At 70.9% G+C, this 18,307-nt stretch carries 14 protein-coding genes and 1 pseudogene; 10 read left to right on the top strand and 5 right to left on the bottom strand.

What is annotated here, in order from left to right; genetic code table 11:
• Positions 1–67 precede the first annotated feature (67 nt).
• The 4 genes from SSP24_RS44125 to SSP24_RS17025 all read left to right on the top strand — a co-directional run bounded on the left by SSP24_RS44125 (position 68) and on the right by SSP24_RS17025 (position 5,932).
• Positions 68–2,926, top strand: coding sequence for a LuxR C-terminal-related transcriptional regulator (locus tag SSP24_RS44125; RefSeq protein WP_229865896.1), 2,859 nt, complete (start codon positions 68–70; stop codon positions 2,924–2,926).
• Positions 2,927–2,967: 41 nt separating this feature from the next.
• Positions 2,968–3,876 carry an anti-sigma factor RsbA family regulatory protein gene (locus SSP24_RS17015; protein ID WP_141310401.1) on the top strand — a complete coding sequence of 303 codons (909 nt, stop codon included), beginning with the start codon at positions 2,968–2,970 and terminating at the stop codon, positions 3,874–3,876.
• Between the two features lie 88 nt (positions 3,877–3,964).
• Entirely contained in the window at positions 3,965–4,459 is a 495-nt protein-coding gene (locus tag SSP24_RS17020; RefSeq protein ID WP_141310402.1) for an ATP-binding protein, read from the top strand.
• 144 nt (positions 4,460–4,603) lie between these two features.
• Complete coding sequence (locus SSP24_RS17025; RefSeq protein ID WP_141310403.1) at positions 4,604–5,932, top strand: Nramp family divalent metal transporter; 1,329 nt, start codon at positions 4,604–4,606, stop codon at positions 5,930–5,932.
• A 21-nt stretch (positions 5,933–5,953) separates the two neighbouring features.
• Here the strand turns inward: SSP24_RS17025 and SSP24_RS17030 are convergent, their stop codons facing one another.
• The 4 genes from SSP24_RS17030 to SSP24_RS17045 form a co-directional block, all read right to left on the bottom strand.
• Positions 5,954–7,204: a hypothetical protein gene (locus tag SSP24_RS17030; protein WP_141310404.1), complete on the bottom strand. Its 1,251-nt coding sequence runs from the start codon at positions 7,202–7,204 to the stop codon at positions 5,954–5,956.
• A gap of 57 nt (positions 7,205–7,261) precedes the next feature.
• Positions 7,262–7,765 carry a SigE family RNA polymerase sigma factor gene (locus tag SSP24_RS17035; protein ID WP_141310405.1) on the bottom strand — a complete coding sequence of 168 codons (504 nt, stop codon included), beginning with the start codon at positions 7,763–7,765 and terminating at the stop codon, positions 7,262–7,264.
• A gap of 87 nt (positions 7,766–7,852) precedes the next feature.
• Complete coding sequence (locus tag SSP24_RS17040; RefSeq protein ID WP_141310406.1) at positions 7,853–8,044, bottom strand: hypothetical protein; 192 nt, start codon at positions 8,042–8,044, stop codon at positions 7,853–7,855.
• A gap of 10 nt (positions 8,045–8,054) precedes the next feature.
• Positions 8,055–8,906, bottom strand: a complete 852-nt coding sequence (locus SSP24_RS17045; protein ID WP_141310407.1) for a helix-turn-helix domain-containing protein — start codon at positions 8,904–8,906, stop codon at positions 8,055–8,057.
• Positions 8,907–10,599: 1,693 nt separating this feature from the next.
• On the opposite strand from SSP24_RS17045, the gene SSP24_RS42860 reads away from it, so the two are divergent.
• From SSP24_RS42860 to SSP24_RS17070, 4 genes and pseudogenes are all read left to right on the top strand, one after another.
• Positions 10,600–11,109 (top strand): SMI1/KNR4 family protein, encoded by a 510-nt coding sequence (locus SSP24_RS42860; RefSeq protein WP_167529606.1) that lies wholly within the window; start codon positions 10,600–10,602, stop codon positions 11,107–11,109.
• 136 nt (positions 11,110–11,245) lie between these two features.
• A pseudogene (locus SSP24_RS45125) lies at positions 11,246–11,527 on the top strand (hypothetical protein); the annotation flags it as partial.
• Positions 11,528–11,968: 441 nt separating this feature from the next.
• The gene (locus SSP24_RS17065; RefSeq protein WP_229865894.1) at positions 11,969–12,769 is read left to right on the top strand and encodes an alpha/beta fold hydrolase; all 801 of its coding nucleotides are present in this window, start codon (positions 11,969–11,971) and stop codon (positions 12,767–12,769) included.
• A gap of 356 nt (positions 12,770–13,125) precedes the next feature.
• Positions 13,126–14,538 carry an FAD-binding oxidoreductase gene (locus SSP24_RS17070; protein ID WP_141310410.1) on the top strand — a complete coding sequence of 471 codons (1,413 nt, stop codon included), beginning with the start codon at positions 13,126–13,128 and terminating at the stop codon, positions 14,536–14,538.
• Between the two features lie 74 nt (positions 14,539–14,612).
• On the opposite strand, the gene SSP24_RS17075 is transcribed toward SSP24_RS17070, so the two are convergent.
• The gene (locus tag SSP24_RS17075; RefSeq protein ID WP_141310497.1) at positions 14,613–16,274 is read right to left on the bottom strand and encodes a chitinase; all 1,662 of its coding nucleotides are present in this window, start codon (positions 16,272–16,274) and stop codon (positions 14,613–14,615) included.
• Between the two features lie 397 nt (positions 16,275–16,671).
• Between SSP24_RS17075 and SSP24_RS17085 the strand changes: the two genes are divergently transcribed.
• Both SSP24_RS17085 and cpaB read left to right on the top strand, forming a co-directional pair.
• Complete coding sequence (locus SSP24_RS17085) at positions 16,672–17,487, top strand: hypothetical protein (RefSeq protein ID WP_141310498.1); 816 nt, start codon at positions 16,672–16,674, stop codon at positions 17,485–17,487.
• Between the two features lie 110 nt (positions 17,488–17,597).
• Positions 17,598–18,305, top strand: a complete 708-nt coding sequence (cpaB, locus tag SSP24_RS17090) for a Flp pilus assembly protein CpaB (RefSeq protein WP_141310412.1) — start codon at positions 17,598–17,600, stop codon at positions 18,303–18,305.
• Positions 18,306–18,307: the final 2 nt, after the last annotated feature.

Consider the following 18,307-nt stretch of genomic DNA (forward strand, 5'->3'; position numbering starts at 1 on the left):
ATGTAGGCGGCGGGGAAGAGTGAAGTTCGCGCACACGACCCCACCACCCCCCAAGGACTGGCTGATCATGGGCGGATCAGCGCCACGACGGGACTGCCGGCTGCCGGTCGAGACGACCAGCTTCGTCGACCGGCGGGCCGAACTGGCCGAAGGCCGCGAACTGCTGGCGCGGGCCCGTCTGGTCACGCTCACCGGACCCGGCGGCGTCGGCAAGACCCGGCTCGCCGGACGCATCGCGGCCCGCGTCGCGCGCGCCTTCCCCGACGGCGTGCGCGTCGTCCACCTCTCCGGCCTGCACGACCCGGCGCTCGTACCGGTCGCCGCCGCGGACGCCCTCGACCTGCACGACCACTCCGCGCAGCCGCCGCTGGAGGCGCTGGTGGCGCAGGTACGGCAGCGGAGGCTGCTGCTCGTCGTCGACAACTGCGAGCATCTGCTGGACGCCTGCGCGGAGTTGGCGGCGGCGCTGCTGCACGGCACCACCGGCGTCCGGGTCCTCGCCACCAGCCGCCACCGGCTCGGCCTCACCGAGGAACACCTCCTGGAGGTACGGCCCCTGCCCGTGCCCGACCCCGACGGCGAGCTGTCCGCCGCCGAACCGGGCCCGGCGCTCGCCCTGTTCGCCGACCGGGCCGCCGCCGTCGTCCCCGGCTTCCGCCTCACCCCCGCCAACCGGCCCGCCGTGGCCCGCCTGTGCCAACGCCTCGACGGCCTCCCGCTCGCCATCGAACTCGCCGCCGTCCGCATGCGCGTGCTGTCGGTGGAGCAACTGCTGCAACGCCTCGACGACCGCTACCGCCTGCTGTCCGCCGGCAGCCCCTCGGTCCTGCCCCGGCACCAGACGCTGCGCGCGGCCGTCGACTGGAGCCACGACCTGTGCACCGAGCGGGAACAGCTGGTGTGGGCGCGGCTGTCGGTGCTGGCCGGGAGCTTCGACCTGGAGACGGCGGAGGCGGTGTGCGCGGACGGTGCGCGGGTCAGGTCGTACGACGTCCTGGAGGCCGTGGCCGGCCTGGTCGACAAGTCCGTACTGTGCCGCGAGCCCGGCCCCGACGGCGTCCGCTACCGCCTCCTCGACACCCTGCGCCACTACGGCCTGGAACGGCTCCGCCAACACCCCGGCGAGGAACTCACCGCCCGCCGCCGTCAACGGGACTGGATGCAACAACGGGCGGCCGCCTGCGAGGGGGCGTGGTTCGGCCCGGGCCAACGCGAGATCGTGGCCCGGCTGCGGGCAGACCAGGACAACCTACGCGCGGCCCTGACCTTCGGCCTGACGGGCACGTACCCGACACCTGACGACACCTCGGGCTCCGCCACGAACGGCCCCCCGACCCCTGCCGCTGGTCTCGGCCCGGCTTCAGCCGATGCGCTGGCGGTGCCCGCCGAGCTCGCCCCGGCCTCCGCCGACGCGTTGGCCGCGCCCGGGGAGGCCCGCCTCACCCCTGCCGCTGGGGTCGGTCCGGCCTCCGCCGACGCGTTGGCCGTCCCCGCCGAAGACCGCCCCACCCTCGGCGATGCCTTGGCTGTCTCTGCCGAGGTCGGTCCGATCTCCGCCGATGCGTTGGCCGCGCCCGGCGAGGCCCGTCCCGCCCCTGCCGCTGGGGTCGGTTGGGCCTCTGCTGACGCGTTGGCCGTGTCCGCCGAGGTCCGTCCCGCCCCTGCCGCTGGGGTCGGTTGGGCCTCTGCTGACGCGTTGGCCGTGTCCGCCGAGGTCCGTCCCACCCCTGGTGACGCCCTGGTGGTCCCCGCCGAGGTCGGTCCGACCCCCGCCGACCCCCTGGCCGCCTCCGCCGAGATCCGCCCCACCCCCGCCGACGCCCTCGCCAGTCTTCGGCTGGCCGGCACCCTCTGGTTCTACTGGCATGCCTGTGGTGCCCCCCGCGAGGGCCGGTACTGGCTCGATCGGGCCCTCGATGCGTGCCCCGAGCCCACGCCCGAGCGTGCGCGGGCCCTGTGGGTCGCAGGGTTGCTCGCCGGTTGTCCCGAGGACCTCACCAGGGGGCGTCGGCGGGCCGAGGAGGCGCGGACGCTGGCCCGGCGGCTCGGCGTCGAGGCCGAGGCCGCGCACGCCGAGTACGTACTCGGCGTCATCCTGCTGTTCAGCGACGACCTGCACGCCGCTCTCGCCCACTTCCGCACCGTCGTCGAACGCGGCCGCCTCCCCGGCCAGCACCTCAGCCTCGTCGGCCTCGACCGCGTCGAACTCGCCTGCGCGCTCGGCTTCCTGGGCGAGGCCGACCAGGCCATCGCGGTCTGCGAGGACGCCCGCCGGCTGTGCGAGCGGCACGGCGAGGAGTGGGTGCTGTCGTACGTCCACCGCATGCTCGCCCTCGCCCACACCGTCAAGAAGGACCGCCGCCGGGCCGAACGGCACGCCCGCGAGGCCCTGCGCCTCAAACTCGCCGTGAACGACATCGTCGGCATCGGACTCACCGTCGACCTGCTCGCCCAGATCGCGGCCCAGAGCGGCGCCCACGACCGCGCGGCCGTCCTGCTCGGCGGCGCCGACCGGATCTGGGCCGACGTCGACCGCGACCGCTGGGGCTCCGCCGCCCTCGACGCCACCCGCCGCGGCACCGAGACCCGGGCCCGCGAAGCACTCGGCGCGGCCGCCTACGAGCGGTCGTACGAGCACGGCGCCACCCTCGACCTCACTGGCATCGCCCGCTACGCGCTGGACGAGCACCCCGAACAGCAAGGCCCGGAGCAGCCCACCACCCAGCGCCCCCAGCCCGGCGTCCGCCTCACCCGCCGCGAGACACAGGTCGCCGAACTCGTCGCCGAGGGCCTCGCCAACCAGCAGATCGCGGACCGCCTGGTCATCGCCCGCCGCACCGCCGAAGGCCACGTCGAACGCATCCTCAGCAAGCTCGGCTTCAGCAACCGCAGCCAGATCGCCGCCTGGATCACCGCCCAACGCTGACCGCACCCACCCACACATACCTACAAACCGACAGGAACCCCATGCCCACCCCACCCGCACTTGCCCAAGGCACCTTCGACCACCGCATGGCCGTCTTCGCCACCGACGAGGAGTTCGTCGCCGCCGCCCTGCCCTTCCTCACCGAGGGCCTCGCCGCCCCCGACGAGCCCCCGCCCGTCGCCATCGCCGCCCCCGGCAAGCTCGACCTCCTCCGTGACGCCCTCGGCCCCGACGCCCGCCGCGTCGGCTTCATGCCGAACACCGAGTGGTACACCGGGTCCGCCGCCAACGCCGTGGCGCAGGGCGCCGGTTACCTCACCGCGCACGCCGGCCCCCAGGGCCGTATCCACTTGCTGATGGAACCCGACTGGGGCGGCCGCGCCGGACGCTCCGTCCGCGAGAGCAGCGAGTGGATCCGCTACGAGGCCTTCGCCAACCTCCTCTTCGCCCCGCTCGCGACCACCGCCCTGTGCGCCTACGACACCCGCATCGCGGGCCCGGCCGTGGTCGCCGCCGCCCGCCGTACCCACCCCGGCACCGACGTCTACGAGGACCCGCTGCACATCGCCGCCGAACTGGACGCCGTACCGCTGCCGCCGCCCCCGCGCGACGCGCACCCGCTGCCCGCCCCCGAACCGCACGCCGTGCGCACCTGGGCCACCGACCACGGCCTGCCCGCCGCCGACGCGGAACGGTTCGCCGCGGCCGTCTCCGAGGCGGCGGCCCAGCTCGACCCCGTCAGCCACGTCCTGCTGTGGGGCGAGGCGCCGAACTGCGTCTGCGAGCTGCGCTCACCGCGCCGCGTCGACGACCCGCTGGCCGGTTTCGTACCGCCGCCCGCCACCGAACCCGCCCCCGGGCAGGGGCTGTGGTTCGCGCGGCAGGTGTGCGCGTACGTCGACGTACGCGACGACGACGCGGGCGCGGTCGTCCGCCTGCAGTACGCGTAGCCCGATCCCTATGCGCACCCCCACGCAGGTATGGAAACAGGTAGTCCTCCCCGTGTGCACCAGACCCGATACGCCCCACTCTGAAGACATGCTGCAACTCTCCGGGGGAGGCCGCCCGGACCCCGACCCCCGGTACAGTGCCTATCCACAACCACCCCTGGGCGCGGGCCACTTGAGCGTCGAGTACGACCCGCGTCCGTCCGCCGTCCGCGAGGCCCGCGCGGAGGTCCGGCGGCAGCTGGAGAGCTGGGGACTGGCCGACCAGGACGGCATCGGCGACGACCTGGTGGCCACCGCCGAACTGCTCGTCAGCGAACTGGCCACCAACGCCCTGCTGCACGCCGCTAGCCGCTTCCGGCTCACGCTCTCCGCCGCCCACGGCGTGCTGCGCTGCGAGATCTCCGACGGCGGCCGGCGGGTCCCGCAGGTGCTCGACGCGGGCACCTCGGAGAGCGGCCGGGGGATGTTCCTGGTGGAGGCGCTCGCCCGGCGCTGGGGCTGCCACCAGGACGGGCCGGGCAAGACCGTCTGGTTCGAGCTCGGCACGTGCGCGTGCGACGGCTGCGGTCGGCGACAGCCGTAGCGCTCCGCAGGATCGGCGGTCCCGGCGGCACGCCCAGCCGCCGGGCCCCGTCCCGATCCCGAACACACAGGGCTCCGAACACATCGAGTGAAGATCCCGCACGCCCTCTTGTCCCCCGCCCGTCCATCGGCTTACTTGACCTTCATGGCGGACACCACGGGAAACACCAGCGACACCGGGGCGACACCCGGACCCCACTCCGACTCCACTCCTCGTAAGGCCAGTTGGAAGTACATCGGCCCCGGAATCGTCGTCGCGGCGACCGGTGTCGGGGCCGGCGACCTCGTGGCGACCCTGATCGCGGGCAGCAACTTCGGCTACACCCTCCTGTGGGCCGCCGTCATCGGCTGCCTGGTGAAGATCTCCCTCGCGGAGGCGGCCGGCCGCTGGCACCTGTCCACCGGCCGCACCCTCTTCGACGGCTGGGCGAGCCTGGGCCGCTGGACCACGTACTTCTTCGTCATCTACGCCGTGATCTGGGGCTTCGTGTACGGGGCGGCGGCGATGTCGTCGAGCGCGCTGCCGCTGCAGGCGCTGTTCCCGGACGTGATGGACCTCAAGTGGTGGGGCATCGCCTGCGGTCTGGTCGGCCTGGTCTTCGTCTGGTTCAACAAGTACGCCGTCTTCGAGAAGGTCATGACGGTCCTGGTCGGCGTCATGTTCGTGGTGACGGTGTACCTGGCGATCCGGGTCACCCCCAACATCCCCGACGCGATCGCCGGACTCCTGCCCGTCCTCCCCGACGAGAAGGACTCCATCCTCAACACCCTCGGCCTGATCGGCGGCGTCGGCGGCACCATCACGCTGGCCGCGTACGGCTACTGGGTCAACGCCAAGGGCTGGACCAACACCGGCTGGATGAAGGTCATGCGGCTGGACAACCGGGTCGCCTACGCCACCACCGGCGTCTTCGTCGTCGCGATGCTCTTCGTCGGCGCCGAGCTGCTGCACGCCCGGAACATCGCCCTGGAGAGCGGCGACAAGGGCCTGATCCAGCTGGGCGGCATCCTGGAGGACGAGTACGGCACGGCGACCGCGAAGTTCTTCCTGATCGGCTTCTTCGCCACCTCCTTCACCTCCCTGATCGGCGTCTGGCACGGCGTGAGCCTGATGTTCGCCGACTTCGTCGCGCGCTACCGTCGCCGCGAGGCGGCCAAGGGCGAGGAGATCGCCTCGGGCGAGCGGGAACGCTCCTGGCCGTTCCGCGCGTACCTGCTGTGGCTGACCTTCCCGCCCATGGTCCTGCTCTTCGAGGGCCAGCCGTTCCGGCTGGTCATCATCTACGGCGTCCTGGGCGCGGCGTTCCTCCCCTTCCTCGCCGGCACGCTGCTCTGGCTGCTCAACACCGACCGCACGCCCAGGGAGTGGCGCAACGGCTGGGTGAGCAACGGGATGCTGGTGATCGCGGGGCTGCTGTTCCTGGTGCTGTGCGTGAAGCAGGTCTGGGACCAGCCGTGGTCGGAGTTCTTCTAGCGTTCGGAGTTTTTCCAGCGATCACTTGAGCTGGGTGGACCACTTGGGGTCGAGGGCGATCTCGCGGAGCTGCTCGATGGTGAGGGCGGGGGCTTCGCGGGTCGCGGCGGTGTGCTGGGCGCCGGAGTTGAAGGCGCTGATCACGACACGGAAGCCGTCGGTGCGCATGGTGTCGGCGGTCCACATCACGACCCCTGCGCCGCCCTTCTCGCCGGGTCCCTGTTGGGTGGCGACCAGCGTGCCGTCGGGCAGGGTCTCGGCGCCGCCGTAGAGCTCGTTGGCCACGTCCCGCATGTCGGGCTGCACGTTGACCTGGACGAGGCTCTGCCCCTTGCCGTCGTCGACGACGACGTACCCGAAGTCGCCCTCGCCGCCCCGGCTCACCACCTTGACGCCCTTGGGGAGAAGGGGCACGAGCATGTCCACGGCCGACCCGGTGAACGTCGGCGCCGGGTCGGCGGGCTTCCCGGAAGCCCCCGCCTTTTTGGAGCCGTCCGAGGTGGCGGGCACGAGGGCCCGCCACTGCGGAGCCGTGGCGACCGCCCTCAATTCCTCCAGTGACAGCGGCGGTTCGGCCCGCGTGATCGGCGCGTCCTTCTCGGCCTCGGCGTTCCACTCCATCACGCTGACCTGCTCACCCTCGGGGGTGATGAGTTCCGCCCGCCACAGCTTGGTGTCCACGCGGCGGTCCGGATACTCGTACCCCTGGAAGAGCATCAGCATCGAGCCGTCGGACAGCCGGCTGGTGCGGCAACTGTCGTACGGGACATAGACCTTGTCCGGGCAACTGACGGCCTCACGGGCCGCTGCGCTGCCCGGCTCGACCCGGTTCAGCCCGACGCTGATCGCGCCGCCGCCCTCGCCGTCGTCGTGGACGAGCCGCACGGAAGGCATCGAGTGGACACCCCCGCCGCCCCAGGCCTCCGCGCCGCTGACCTTCCCCTCGGGAAGCAGCTGCTTCAGCGTGGCGATCAGTCGCTCGGCGGACACGGTCTGCGGGGCGGTCGAGGAGGCGGGCGCGGAAGGCGTGGGCCCGGAGCCGACGGCCTCCGTTCCGCCCTTTGGCAGGACCAGCGCCCCGGCGATGCCCACGAGGGCGATACTCGCAGCGCCGCCGACGACCGCGGCCCGGCGGCGCAGCCGCAACTTGCGCCCACGGGCCTGGCCTGCGGCGATCAGGGCGGGGCGGTCGGTGTCGAAGGTGTCCCCGGTCTGCCGCAGGGCGGCGCCGAGCCGGTCCTCGAAGGGGTCGTCCTGGTGTCCTGTGGGCATGGCGAATCACCGTTTCTTGAGGGTGGTGGTGAAGTGAAAGGCGAGGGCGTACGGGGCTCAGGTCGCCGCGTACTCGGCGAGATCCTCACCGAGCAACTCCCGCAGCCGGGCAAGGGCGCGGGAACACCGGGTCCGTACGGCGGCCGAGCTGGTGTTCATCGCGTCGGCCGTCTCCTGGATGCTGCGGTCCTCCCAGTAGCGCAGCACGATGACCGCCCGGTCCTTGGCGGGCAGCCGCGCGAGCGCCTCAAGCAGGGTGAGCCGCAGCGTCGTGTCCCCACTGGCGGCGGCCGTCTCCGGGAGCACGTCGGTGGCCCGCTCGGTGCTGCTGCGCCGCCGCTTCTGGGCGAGGAAGACGCGGGTGAGGACGGTCTGCGCGTACGCCGCCGGGTTCTCGGCACGCCAGACGCGCCCCCATCTCATGTACAGCCGCCCGAGGGTCTCCTGCACGAGATCCTCGGCGAGATAGGTGTCCCCGGCGGTGAGCAGACAGGCGGACCGATAGAGATGCCCCGCGCGTGCCGCGACGAACTCCGCGTACTCGTCCCGGCGGACCTGCATGACCTGTTTCCCCCCGTCGTCGGCGCCCGTCACTTCATTGATGCGGTGGGCCGGGGGAAATGTTTCACACCTTTCCGGGAGCATGCCTCACAGCAGGTGGTCGGCCTTCCCGGCCTTGATGTCGAGAATCATGCGGCGCAGGGCTTCGCGGGTGTCGGAGAGGTAGGTGTCCTCGGCACCGGCGACGGCTATGTAGGCGTTGCCTTGGGGGTCGGTGCCGAGGCGGAAACAACTGGCTCCCTCGCCGCAGAAGGGCTCTTCCCAGGTGATGCCGTCCATGGGGGTCTCCTCAGAGGCTGTTGGCGACGTCCCGCACGAAGTCGCGCGAAGCGTCCGGTGACAGGGCGATGCGCTCCATCAGGTCCAGGTGGGTACGGTACTTCGCCAACTGAGCCTCGCCACTGAGGAATTCCGGCCCGTGGGTGCTGTCTACCTGGACGGTGTCCAGCTGGGAGACGGGACCCTCCAGGTAGGTGAAGGTCTGCCCGGACCCGGGGAACGTACCGGCGGCGAACGGAATCACCACCAGCCGCACGGCCGGGCGCTCGGAGGCGTCCAGCAGATGCTCGAGCTGCGTACGAGCCACCTTGCGCCCGCCGAACTGCATCCGCAGCGCGGCTTCGTGCACGACGGCGACGTACTCGGGCGGGTCGTCCCCGTCCAGCACCTGCTGCCGCTCCACCCGGTACGCCAGCCGCAGCGCGACCTCGTGCTCGGGCAGGGGAGGCAGTACGGCCCTGAAGAGTTCGAGGGCGTGGTCGCTGGTCTGCAACAGGCCCGGGATGTGGACGATGTGGGCCGTGCGCATCCGCGTTGCGTACGTCTCGAACTCGGCGATGTCCAACAGCCCCGGCGCCAGCGTCCCTCGATAACGCTCCCACCACCCCCGCCCGTCGGGCCTCGCCATGGCCACCAGCGCTTCCACGTACGCCGGGTCCGAGCAGTCGCAGTTGCAGGCGAGGGTGCGCAGCCGCTCCGGACTGATGGTGCGGATGCCCGTCTCGATGTTGGAGATCTTCGCCCGGTCGAGGCCGAGCAGCCCGGCGGCCTGGTCGGCCGTTATCCCGGCGGCCGTCCGCATCTTGCGCAGCTCGCTGCCCAGACGCCTCTGACGCTCGGTGGGTGTCGTCCTCGGTGGCATGCCCATCCTTCCCGTGCGGGTCGTCAGCAGTCTGCCGTCAATCGGAGTCGCCGCACCACGATCGGGTCAATTTCAGCGAGCGCGTGGCAAAGTAACCAACGGCAACCCTACAGTCAGTAACGCACCCGCTACTCGTGGCGGTCGGCAGTGCATCGCGCGAGCCTGCCCGCAACCTCCTGCCCTGGGAGGGGCGGGCCCGCGCCAGGGAGACGAGCCACCGACTGCTGCCCACCCCGGACTGGAACGGAGCCCCACATGCAGGCATCCCACTGCCCCCTCGCCCCCTCCCCACGAACCTGACCAGGCCGATCCCCGAAACCCTGGCCTACAGCTTCACGTTCCCCGCCGCACTGGCCAGCCCGGCACTGGCAAGGGCGACAACAGGGGAGGTCCTGAAAACCCACGCCCTCACGGACATGCTGGACCCGGCGCTACAAGTGGTCTCGGAACTGACGGCAACGGCAGCCCAATTCACCGACGCCCCGGACTTCTACCTCTCCCTCCGCTACCGCGCGGCAACCCTCCGTCTGATCGCCTACGACAACCACCCCCGCCACACCAACCCCCACCTCGCCACAGCCTGCGACACCCGCCGCCGCGCATCCCTACGTCTCCTGGCCTGCGTCTGCCGAGCCTGCGAAGGCGACTGGGGCTTCGGCGAATCCCGAGAACCAGGCGGTGGAACGAGGATGTGGGCGACCCTGCCGAGGTCAGGAACGGCAACTTACGCCGCCAAGTGACCGTCGGGGCCGCCCGCTTCTTGGCCAGTGTCGTGCTTCCACGGCCCGCCTCAAGGGCGCTTCGCGTCGCCTTCGGCGATGGCCCTCCGGGCCACCCTTGACCCGACCCGCTCCAGCACGGGGACGAAGCGAGCGAGCGGCCCGGAAGGCGGGTGCCCCAGGTCGGCCGACCATGCGGGTGGGCTCAGCAGCTGGCCGGGGTTGGGGCGCGTCAGCACTTCGCATGCACGCCGAGCGGGCTTAGCGGCTTGCGGCCGGTGGGGCGGGGCGCGCTCGCGCAGTGGCGGCACGCCGGGGTGGCTTGGCGGCTTGCGGGCTAGTGGGCGGGCGCACCCCGACCTGCGGTTGTGGCCTGGGGCGGCGCAAACATCGGCGATTGGAGCGTTTGGGACACTCGTCGATGTCGAAGACCGTGGTGGGTCAGGACGACCGATGCCCCAAAGGCCCCAATCACGGCCCGGCACGGGACCAGCGGGATGCGTGCGACACAAGAGACCCGGCCCTACGCCGCCAGCTGCCCGGCACACCACTGCCCCTCACCCCTCTACCGGCAGCCGCTTACCTACACGGAGTGCCCCCACTTCGCGAGCGCGCCCACCCACCGGCCGCAAGCCGCCAAGCCCACCCGGCGTGCATGGGAGCCGCTGACGCGCCCGTCTACTCCGGCCGACTACGCAGCCGACCCAGGCGACCGCTGGCCTCGGCCACCCGCCTTTGCGGGCCGCTCGCTCGCTTCTTCCCCGTGCTGGAGCGAGCCGAGTCAAGGGGCGGCCGAAGGCCGATCGGCGGAGCCGACGCGTAGCGCCCTTTACTCGGGTCGTGGAAGCACGACACTGGCAAAGAAGCGGGCGGCCCCGACGGCACTCCACCAACAGGCCTCTACGGTCCGGCCTACAACCGCCCGTGGAGATTCGCCCATCGACAAGCGGGTCGAGGTGGCCGAAGATCCGCTTGTGACTGACGACGATCTCATCCTCGCTGTCCGTGCGCATGTGGCCGATCGGGAACTGCCCGACCCTGCGTCCGCGGATGACGTCCGGGCGGTGGAGCAGATGGTGGGGCACCCGATGCCCCGGCTTCTACGGAGGCTCTACCTCGAAGTTGCCAACGGCGGCTTCGGGCCCTGGAGGGTGGTGTCCCTGACGGACACCGGCGACTGGTTCAGCGACTGTGCCGATCTCACGGAGGCATACCGTGACTTCGCTGATCCCGAGGATCCTCTCCCGCCGGGGATCGTTCCGCTCATGGACCGGGGCTGCGCCATGTGGGCTCTGATCGATTTCAGGACGGTCGACGGGCAGATGTGGGACTGGGACCCCAACCTGTGCTGCTGCACCGAACATGCCCTGGCCCCTCTCGGGCAGTCGCTGGCCGAGTGGATCACTGATTGGCTGCGCGGCGCCTTGCCCGACGGGCCTTATCCGCAGCGTGAGTTTTCCGGCAGAAACTGCGCCGCACGCTGATCAGGCTGCGAGCTGGGGTCAGCCATCGACGCGGTGTCACACGGCTCCACCTCGGGGCTCTTCTCTTGACAGCGCGACTTGGTTGGCACCCTCGACCGTAGACGCCCACCAGCCACTGCGCGCGGGTGACAAGCTCCCCGGCGGCACAGGTCAACCCGCGACGGATCCGTACTTCGGTTTGCCGCTGTGGCTCCAGGTTGAGACCCGGCATGGGTGGTTGTGGGCGTACAACCTCGAACATCTCGACGTGATCCGCCGCTTCGTCCAAGCGTCGCTGCGGGAACGAGCGCCCTCGTACGAGACCGGCCCCAGGATGACGTTGGTGGCCCGCCTCCCGGCATGGATCAAGCGAGCGAAGAACCGAGACGAGATGCTTCGTGCTGTCAGTCGGATTCATTCTTCCCTGGTGCCGCATTAGGCAACGTTTGCCCTGTCGTGATGTGACGCGCCGGTCCGGGCGCGTGATCACATGATCGGCCACAGGCACTGGTGGCGCAGTGCGACGGTGACGAGGACGTGGTCGCCACAGGGCGCCTGTCGATCATGCCCCTTCGAGCTCTGCGCACCGTGCGGCTCGTTGTCGAGGGCAGCCGCATCCGGTGATGGAGATGGCCTGCCCGTCGGACCTGCGCGGCGTGGATCAGTCGGCCGCCAGCCGCTCCGGGCAGGGCTCCCTGGCCTGTGGGACGCTGGGAGTGCGGCCCGCCATCTGGTGCCGCCGCGGCACTCGGGCGAGCCAGTCCGCTTCGACGCCGTAGGCGGGGGCGGCTCCCGCCCGTCGACCATGCCGAGGAGTCGGCGGTCTCGACGCGCCGCAGCAGCACCGCGAGGCCGCCCAGGGAGGCCGAGGATGGGCGAAATGATCAACGCCAACGGCGCCGAGTTCTGGGTCGAGCGTCGGGGCCAGGGACCCGACGTCCTTCTCATCGCGGGGCTCGGCGATCCCGCCGAAGTGTGGCAGGCGCAGCTCGACGGGCTCTCCGACCGCTACCGGATCACCGCCTTCGACAACCGCGGCGCCGGGCGCACGCCGCTGCCCGAGGGGCCGCTGTCGGTGCCAGGGATGGCCGACGACGCCGCCGCGCTGCTGCGCGCGCTCGACATCCCCGCCGCCCACATCGCCGGTTTCTCGGGAGGCAGCCTCATCGCCCAAGAGCTGGCGCTGGGCCATCCCGGGCTCGTCCGCAGCCTCGTTCTCATGAGCACGTGGGCTCGCTCCGATGCCTACCTCCGCACCATGACGGGCTTCTGGCACTGGATGGCCGAGCGCGCCCCGAGCGAGCGCGCCATGCTCGATGCGTTCTACCTGTGGGTCTACACGCCGCGTGCACACGCCGACGGCACGGTCGAGGGGTTCATCGAGGAGACGCTGGCCTTCCCGCACCCGCAGTCCACCGAAGCCTTCCAGCGCCAGCTCGAAGCGTTCAGAACCCACGACACGCTCGACCGCCTGGCACAGATCACCGCGCCCACCCTCGTCCTGGCCGGCGAGCTCGACCGCGCCGCGCCACCGCGCCTCGGTCGCGTGGTCGCCGAGGGGATCCCGGGGGCCCGGTTCGAAGTACTGCCCGGTGAGGCCCATCAGCCCTTCCAGGAGGTACCGGACGTGTTCAACGCACGCGTCGACGCCTTCTGGCGTGAGGTCGAGGCACGAGGCTGAGGGGCACTCGGCTGGACGCCCCACCTGAGTAACCCACTGCCGGACGCCGCCGCGTTCGGCCCACTGCCCGCCGGGCCTGAGCTGCCGCGATACCAGGTTGGCGGGGCGCGCCGCAGGCCCCGGCCCTCGATCGCGTTGCGTGGGCGGAGGGTCGATGGAAGGCTTAAGTTGTCGGCCCTCGGCCCTCAGTGAGTTGTGGCGGTTGCGGGCCCCGAGGAGGCGTCGTGGCGGCTGCCGACGGCTCTGACGACGCGCCGCCGAAGGGGGCCGGCGGGGCGCGCCCATGTGATCCATAGTGCGGCCGGCAGGCGGAAGGCCGGGGAGGTGCCGGGCGCGGGCCCTGCAGAGGAGTTCTCATGGACGGCGCGACTCTCGATGCGCTGCGCGAGACGCTGCGCGGACCGGTGATCGGTCCGCAGGACGACGCGTACGACGAAACCCGCGCGATCTACAACGCGATGATCGACAGACACCCCGCGGCGTTCGCGCGATGTGTGGATGCGACGGACGTCATCCGGACAGTTCGGTTCGCCCGCGAGCGCGGCCTGGACCTCGCAGTCAGAGGCGGTGGACACAGCGGCCCCGGCCTCTGCGTGGTGGACGACGCGCTGACCCTCGACCTGTCCCTGATGCGCTGGGCGCGGGTGGACCCGGTGACCCGCACCGCCTGGGTCGGCGCCGGCAGTCAGCTCGGCGACCTGGACCACGCCGCACACGGATTCGGCCTCGGGACGCCCTCGGGCATCAATTCCACGACCGGTGTCGGCGGGCTGACCCTCGGTGGCGGCCACGGCTACCTGACCCGTAAGTACGGCCTGACGGCGGACAACCTGCTGGGCGCGGACGTAGTGCTCGCCGATGGCACCTTCGTCACGGTGAGCGAGGATGAACGGCCCGACCTGTTGTGGGCGTTGCGCGGTGGGGGTGGGAACTTCGGGGTCATCACCTCCTTCACCTACCGGCTGCACCCGGTGGACACGATCGGGTTCGGCGTCACCGTGTGGCCGGTCGAGCGGATCCGTGAGGTGCTGGAGTGGTACCGCGACTTCCTCCCGGGTGCGGCCGAGGACGTCTACGGCTTCTTCGCCCTGTTCGTCGTGCCGCCGGGGCCGCCGTTCCCGGAGGAGATCCACGGGCAGAAGGTGTGCGGCGTGGTGTGGTGCCTCACGGGCGACCTGGGCCGAACGGATGAGATCTTCGCTGCTGTGGATCAGCCGGGCCCGCCGGCGTTTCATTTCGCGACACCGATGCCGTATCCCGCGCTGCAGAGCATGTTCGACGAGCTGTACCGGAAAGGGCTGCAGTGGTACTGGCGGGGCGCCTTCTTCGACCGGATCGACGACGACTCGATCGACGTACATCTCACGTACGGGCAGAACCTGCCGACCCCTCTGTCGACGATGCACCTGTACCCGGTCGACGGGGCCGCGCACCGGGTGGGCCCGGACGAGACGGCCTGGGGCTACCGCGACGCCGTCTGGTCCGGTGTCATCGCCGGCGTCGATCCCGACCCGGCCAACGCCGAGCTCGTCAAGGAGTGGAGCGGCGACTACTGCAGGGCGCTGCATCCCTACTCAATGGGCGGCTCGTACGTGAACTTCATAGGCGCTGACGAGGGCCGCGACCGTGTGCTGGCCACGTACCGCCGCAACTACGAGCGGCTCGCGGAGATCAAGCGGGCCTACGACCCGGACAACTTCTTCCACGCGAACCAGAACATCAAGCCCACCGGATCGCCCGAGCCGGCCAACACCACCGGGTCCGCCTGACGCGGCACTAGCTGCCTGAGAACAGCGCCGGCCGCGTCCAAACACCCACGGCCGGCGCCAAGAACCTCCAAGGGCTACGGCAGCGCATCCACGTGCGGCCCCACCGCGTTCGACCACGCGTTACCGCTCGCCGCGTCCCAGTTCGTCGACCACGTCATCGCGCCGCGCAGGTCCGGGTACGTCCGCGGTGGCTTGAAGGAGCCGCAGTTCGTCGCGCGGGTCAGGCAGTCAAGGGCGTTGTTCACCACCGTCGGTGAGACGTACCCGCTGCCCGCCGCCCGCGTCGAGGCGGGGAGGCCGAGGCCCACCTGGGACGGGGCGAGGCCGTTCTCCAGCTGGATGCAGGCCAGCGCCGTCAGGAAGTCCACCGAGCCCTGGCTGTAGACCCTGCCGTCGCAGCCGAGCATCGAACCGCTGTTGTAGTACTGCATGTTGACGACCGTGAGGAAGTCCTTCACGTTCAGCGCCGTCTGGAAGTACGCGTTCGACGTCGACTGCATGTCGAGCGTCTGCGGCGCCATCGTGAGCACCATCGACGGGCCCGCCTTCGCCGACAGCGAGCGCAGCGCCTGCGTCATGTACGTCGCGTTGAGGCCGTTCTCCAGGTCGATGTCCACGCCGTCGAAGCCGTACGTCTGCATCAGCGAGTACACCGAGTTCGCGAAGTTCGTCGCCGACGTCGAGTCGTTCACCGATACGCGGCCCAGCTCGCCGCCCACCGAGATGATGACCTTCTTCCCCGCGGCCTGCTTGGCCCGGATGTCGGCCTTGAACTGGTCCACCGTGTAGCCGCCCAGCCCCGCCGAGTCCAGGTTGAACGTCACGGCCCCCGGCGTCGTCGTCGCGTCCGCGAACGCCACCGCGATGATGTCGTAGTGGCCCGGCACGTCCGACAGCCGCTGCACGGTCGCCCCGTTGTTGAAGTTCTGCCAGTAGCCGGTCACCGCGTGCCGGGGGACATCGGAGCCGCCACCGCCCGTGGGCGCCGTCGTCCCCGTCACCGCCGCCGACTTCGGCGACTCACCCGCCGCGTTGGTCGCCGTGACCTGGAAGCTGTACGACGTCGACGCCGCGAGCCCGGTCACGGTCGCCGACGTGCCGGTCACCGCCGTCACCTTCGTACCGTCGCGGTAGACGTTGTAGCCCGTCGCGCCCGAGACCGTGTTCCAGGACAGGGAGACCGACGAGGATGTCGTCCCCGACACGGACAGTCCGGCCGGCGCGCCCGGGATCGTCGGCGCCGGGTCGCCGCCCCCGCCGCCGTCGGGGCCGAACACCGAGACGTCGTCCGCGTAGTACGCCGCCTGGCCGTACCAGCCGTGCGTGTAGATCGTCACCGAGCGCGTCGAGGAGCCCGTGGTGAAGGTCGTCGACAGCTTCTTCCACGAGGACGAGTCGGGGGTCCACGTCGAGACGTCCGTCGTGCCCGTGCCCGTCGCGCCCAGGTAGGCGTAGCCGCCCTGAACCCACGCGCTCAGCGTGTACGTCGAGTTGGGCTGCACCGCCACCGTCTGCGTGCAGCGCGCGTTGTCCTGCCCGGCCGGCGTCGCCTTCAGCGCGGACGAGCCGCCGTGCACCGGCGAGGAGACCGCCGTACCGCTGCCCGCCGAGCAGGTCCAGCTGCTCAGGCCCGACTCGAAGCCGGCGTTCTTGGCGTTGTTGATGTCCGCGGCGGATGCCTGGCCGATCGTCGACACGGTGAGCGCGAGGGCGGCGGTCACCGCTCCCGACCACATGCGGGTACGTCTGCGTTTGCGGTCCACTGAGGCCTCCGGTGGGGGAGAGGGGGCTTCCGGGGTTCCGGGCTTCCCGGCTCACCCAAGTTGGTCCAGACCAATTCAACTGTCAAGGGGTCCAGACCAATTCGGCAGGCGCGTCAGCCGCCCACAGGCGCCTCACCCTCTCGGGTTCGGTCGGGATGCTCACCCTGTCCCGATTTGACATCTCTTGTGCAACGCGAGTTGTCGTCCGGCTACGGAAACGCTGTTCTCCGGTCACGGAGGCGTGGATACAGTGCTGAGGTAGTCACGCAATGAAGTCGTCCCGGTGCACGAGAGTTGCATCGGCGGGCCGGACTTGGGTGGGAACGGGGAGCTGCGCGTGCCAACAGCCGTTGCCGTGACCAGTGCCGACATGGCGCTGCCGCCGCAGGACGAGCGGACCCTGCCCGCCGTCGTCCTGCACGATGTGGACAAACGCCCGCTGGAGCAGGTGCTCGCCGAGATGCAGGCGCTGATCGAGGCGCACGGGCATGTGATCGTCGCCTGCTCGCGGGCCGTTCCGGCGGGAGTGGAGCGGCGGCTGCACACCATCCGGTCCCTGCTGGAGAGTGACCGGATCGCCCTCTTCCGCCCCGATCTGCCGCCACTCGGACTCGCCGTCCTCGCCCGCCAGTTGAGACAGCTCGCCTCCTGCGACCTCAGCCCGGGCGTCCTCGCCTCCGCGGGCCGACTGCTCACCCACTACATCCACGCCGGAGCACTCCTCGGCTCCGTCGCCCGGCTCGACCGTGTCCCCGTCGGCCTCAAGTCGCACGCCAAGTCCTGGGTCCCGGGCAGCCAGTTCGGGGTGATCGCCCATCCCGAGCCGCAGCTGGTCCGGATCGGCCCGGAAGCGCGGCTCGCGGGACCGGAGTTCGGCACCTGCATGCTGCTCGCCCGAGGACAGCTCCAGTCCGACTGGGTCACCGCCGCGCTGGCGCCCGCCTGGCGCGTGCAGGGCCTGCGCGAGGTGCGGCTGCCCGCCGAGTCCGCCGACTGGTGGGGGACCGGCAAGCTGATCGAGTTCTGCACCTATCTGCCCGACCTGCCGGTGCTCTACCAGCTGGTCAGCTCCGTACGCCGCAGCCGCTGCCACTGGTGCGGCATCGACGTCATCGGCGACCGGTGCGTGTTCTGCTCCGCGACGGCACCGTCGTACGAGAACCAGCTCCAGCTTCCGGCGGGGTGACCCGCTGCCCCGATGAGCCCCCGATAAGGCCCCCGACGAGACCCTCGACCAGACCCCCGACGAGACCCCCGACCCCTTCGACCCCACCCCCCAATGAGGTTGCACGCTTCATGAACTCCCGTCAGCGCCGCGGCGTGATACTCCTGCTTCTGTCCGTCCTGTGCGCCCTCGGCGCGTTCGCGGGCGTGCTCTCCGTCATCAACGACGTCGAGTCCAAGGTCGGCCCCGAGGTCACCGCGTACCGGCTGAAGGACGACGTGGCGCCCTACACGACCCTCACCGAGGACAAGTTCGAGCAGATCAAGATGCCCGAGCGCTGGCTGTCGGAAAACGCCGTGACCGATCTGCGGCAGGTCAGGGGCAAGATCGCCGTCACCACCCTGCGCGAGGGCTCCCTGCTGCAGACCGACATGATCGTGGATCAGCCCGCCCTGCGGCCCGGGCAGCAGGAGGTCGCCATCATGATCGACGCGGCGACCGGAGTGGCCGGCAAGATCACGCCGGGATCCACGGTCAACGTGTACGCCACCTTCGCGGGTGAGCGAGAGGGCGACCCCGCCCAGTCGAAGATCATCGTGACGAACGCCCAAGTGATCGACGTTGGCGAGCTCACCGCCCTGGAACCCGACGCCGACGACCGCACCCGGCGCGCCACCGAGGCCGTGCCCATCACCTTCGCGCTGTCCACCATCGACGCCCAGCGCATCACGTACGCGGAGTCGTTCGCCGAGCGCGTCCGGCTCGCCCTGGTCGCGCCCGGCGGCGACACCACCGTCCCCGACGAGGACCGCACCTACGAACTCGCGAAGGACAAGTGAGG

This window comes from Streptomyces spinoverrucosus, from assembly GCF_006539505.1.
Lineage (GTDB): Bacteria > Actinomycetota > Actinomycetes > Streptomycetales > Streptomycetaceae > Streptomyces > Streptomyces spinoverrucosus.

What these genes read in the sequence shown, in the direction of transcription:
- SSP24_RS44125 (WP_229865896.1), top strand. Translation starts at nt 68, where the DNA reads ATGGGCGGATCAGCGCCACGACGGGACTGCCGGCTGCCGGTCGAGACG.
- SSP24_RS17015 (WP_141310401.1), top strand. Translation starts at nt 2,968, where the DNA reads ATGCCCACCCCACCCGCACTTGCCCAAGGCACCTTCGACCACCGCATG.
- SSP24_RS17020 (WP_141310402.1), top strand. Translation starts at nt 3,965, where the DNA reads ATGCTGCAACTCTCCGGGGGAGGCCGCCCGGACCCCGACCCCCGGTAC.
- SSP24_RS17025 (WP_141310403.1), top strand. Translation starts at nt 4,604, where the DNA reads ATGGCGGACACCACGGGAAACACCAGCGACACCGGGGCGACACCCGGA.
- SSP24_RS17030 (WP_141310404.1), bottom strand. Translation starts at nt 7,204, where the DNA reads ATGCCCACAGGACACCAGGACGACCCCTTCGAGGACCGGCTCGGCGCC.
- SSP24_RS17035 (WP_141310405.1), bottom strand. Translation starts at nt 7,765, where the DNA reads ATGCAGGTCCGCCGGGACGAGTACGCGGAGTTCGTCGCGGCACGCGCG.
- SSP24_RS17040 (WP_141310406.1), bottom strand. Translation starts at nt 8,044, where the DNA reads ATGGACGGCATCACCTGGGAAGAGCCCTTCTGCGGCGAGGGAGCCAGT.
- SSP24_RS17045 (WP_141310407.1), bottom strand. Translation starts at nt 8,906, where the DNA reads ATGCCACCGAGGACGACACCCACCGAGCGTCAGAGGCGTCTGGGCAGC.
- SSP24_RS17065 (WP_229865894.1), top strand. Translation starts at nt 11,969, where the DNA reads ATGATCAACGCCAACGGCGCCGAGTTCTGGGTCGAGCGTCGGGGCCAG.
- SSP24_RS17070 (WP_141310410.1), top strand. Translation starts at nt 13,126, where the DNA reads ATGGACGGCGCGACTCTCGATGCGCTGCGCGAGACGCTGCGCGGACCG.
- SSP24_RS17075 (WP_141310497.1), bottom strand. Translation starts at nt 16,274, where the DNA reads ATGTGGTCGGGAGCGGTGACCGCCGCCCTCGCGCTCACCGTGTCGACG.
- SSP24_RS17085 (WP_141310498.1), top strand. Translation starts at nt 16,672, where the DNA reads ATGGCGCTGCCGCCGCAGGACGAGCGGACCCTGCCCGCCGTCGTCCTG.
- cpaB (WP_141310412.1), top strand. Translation starts at nt 17,598, where the DNA reads ATGAACTCCCGTCAGCGCCGCGGCGTGATACTCCTGCTTCTGTCCGTC.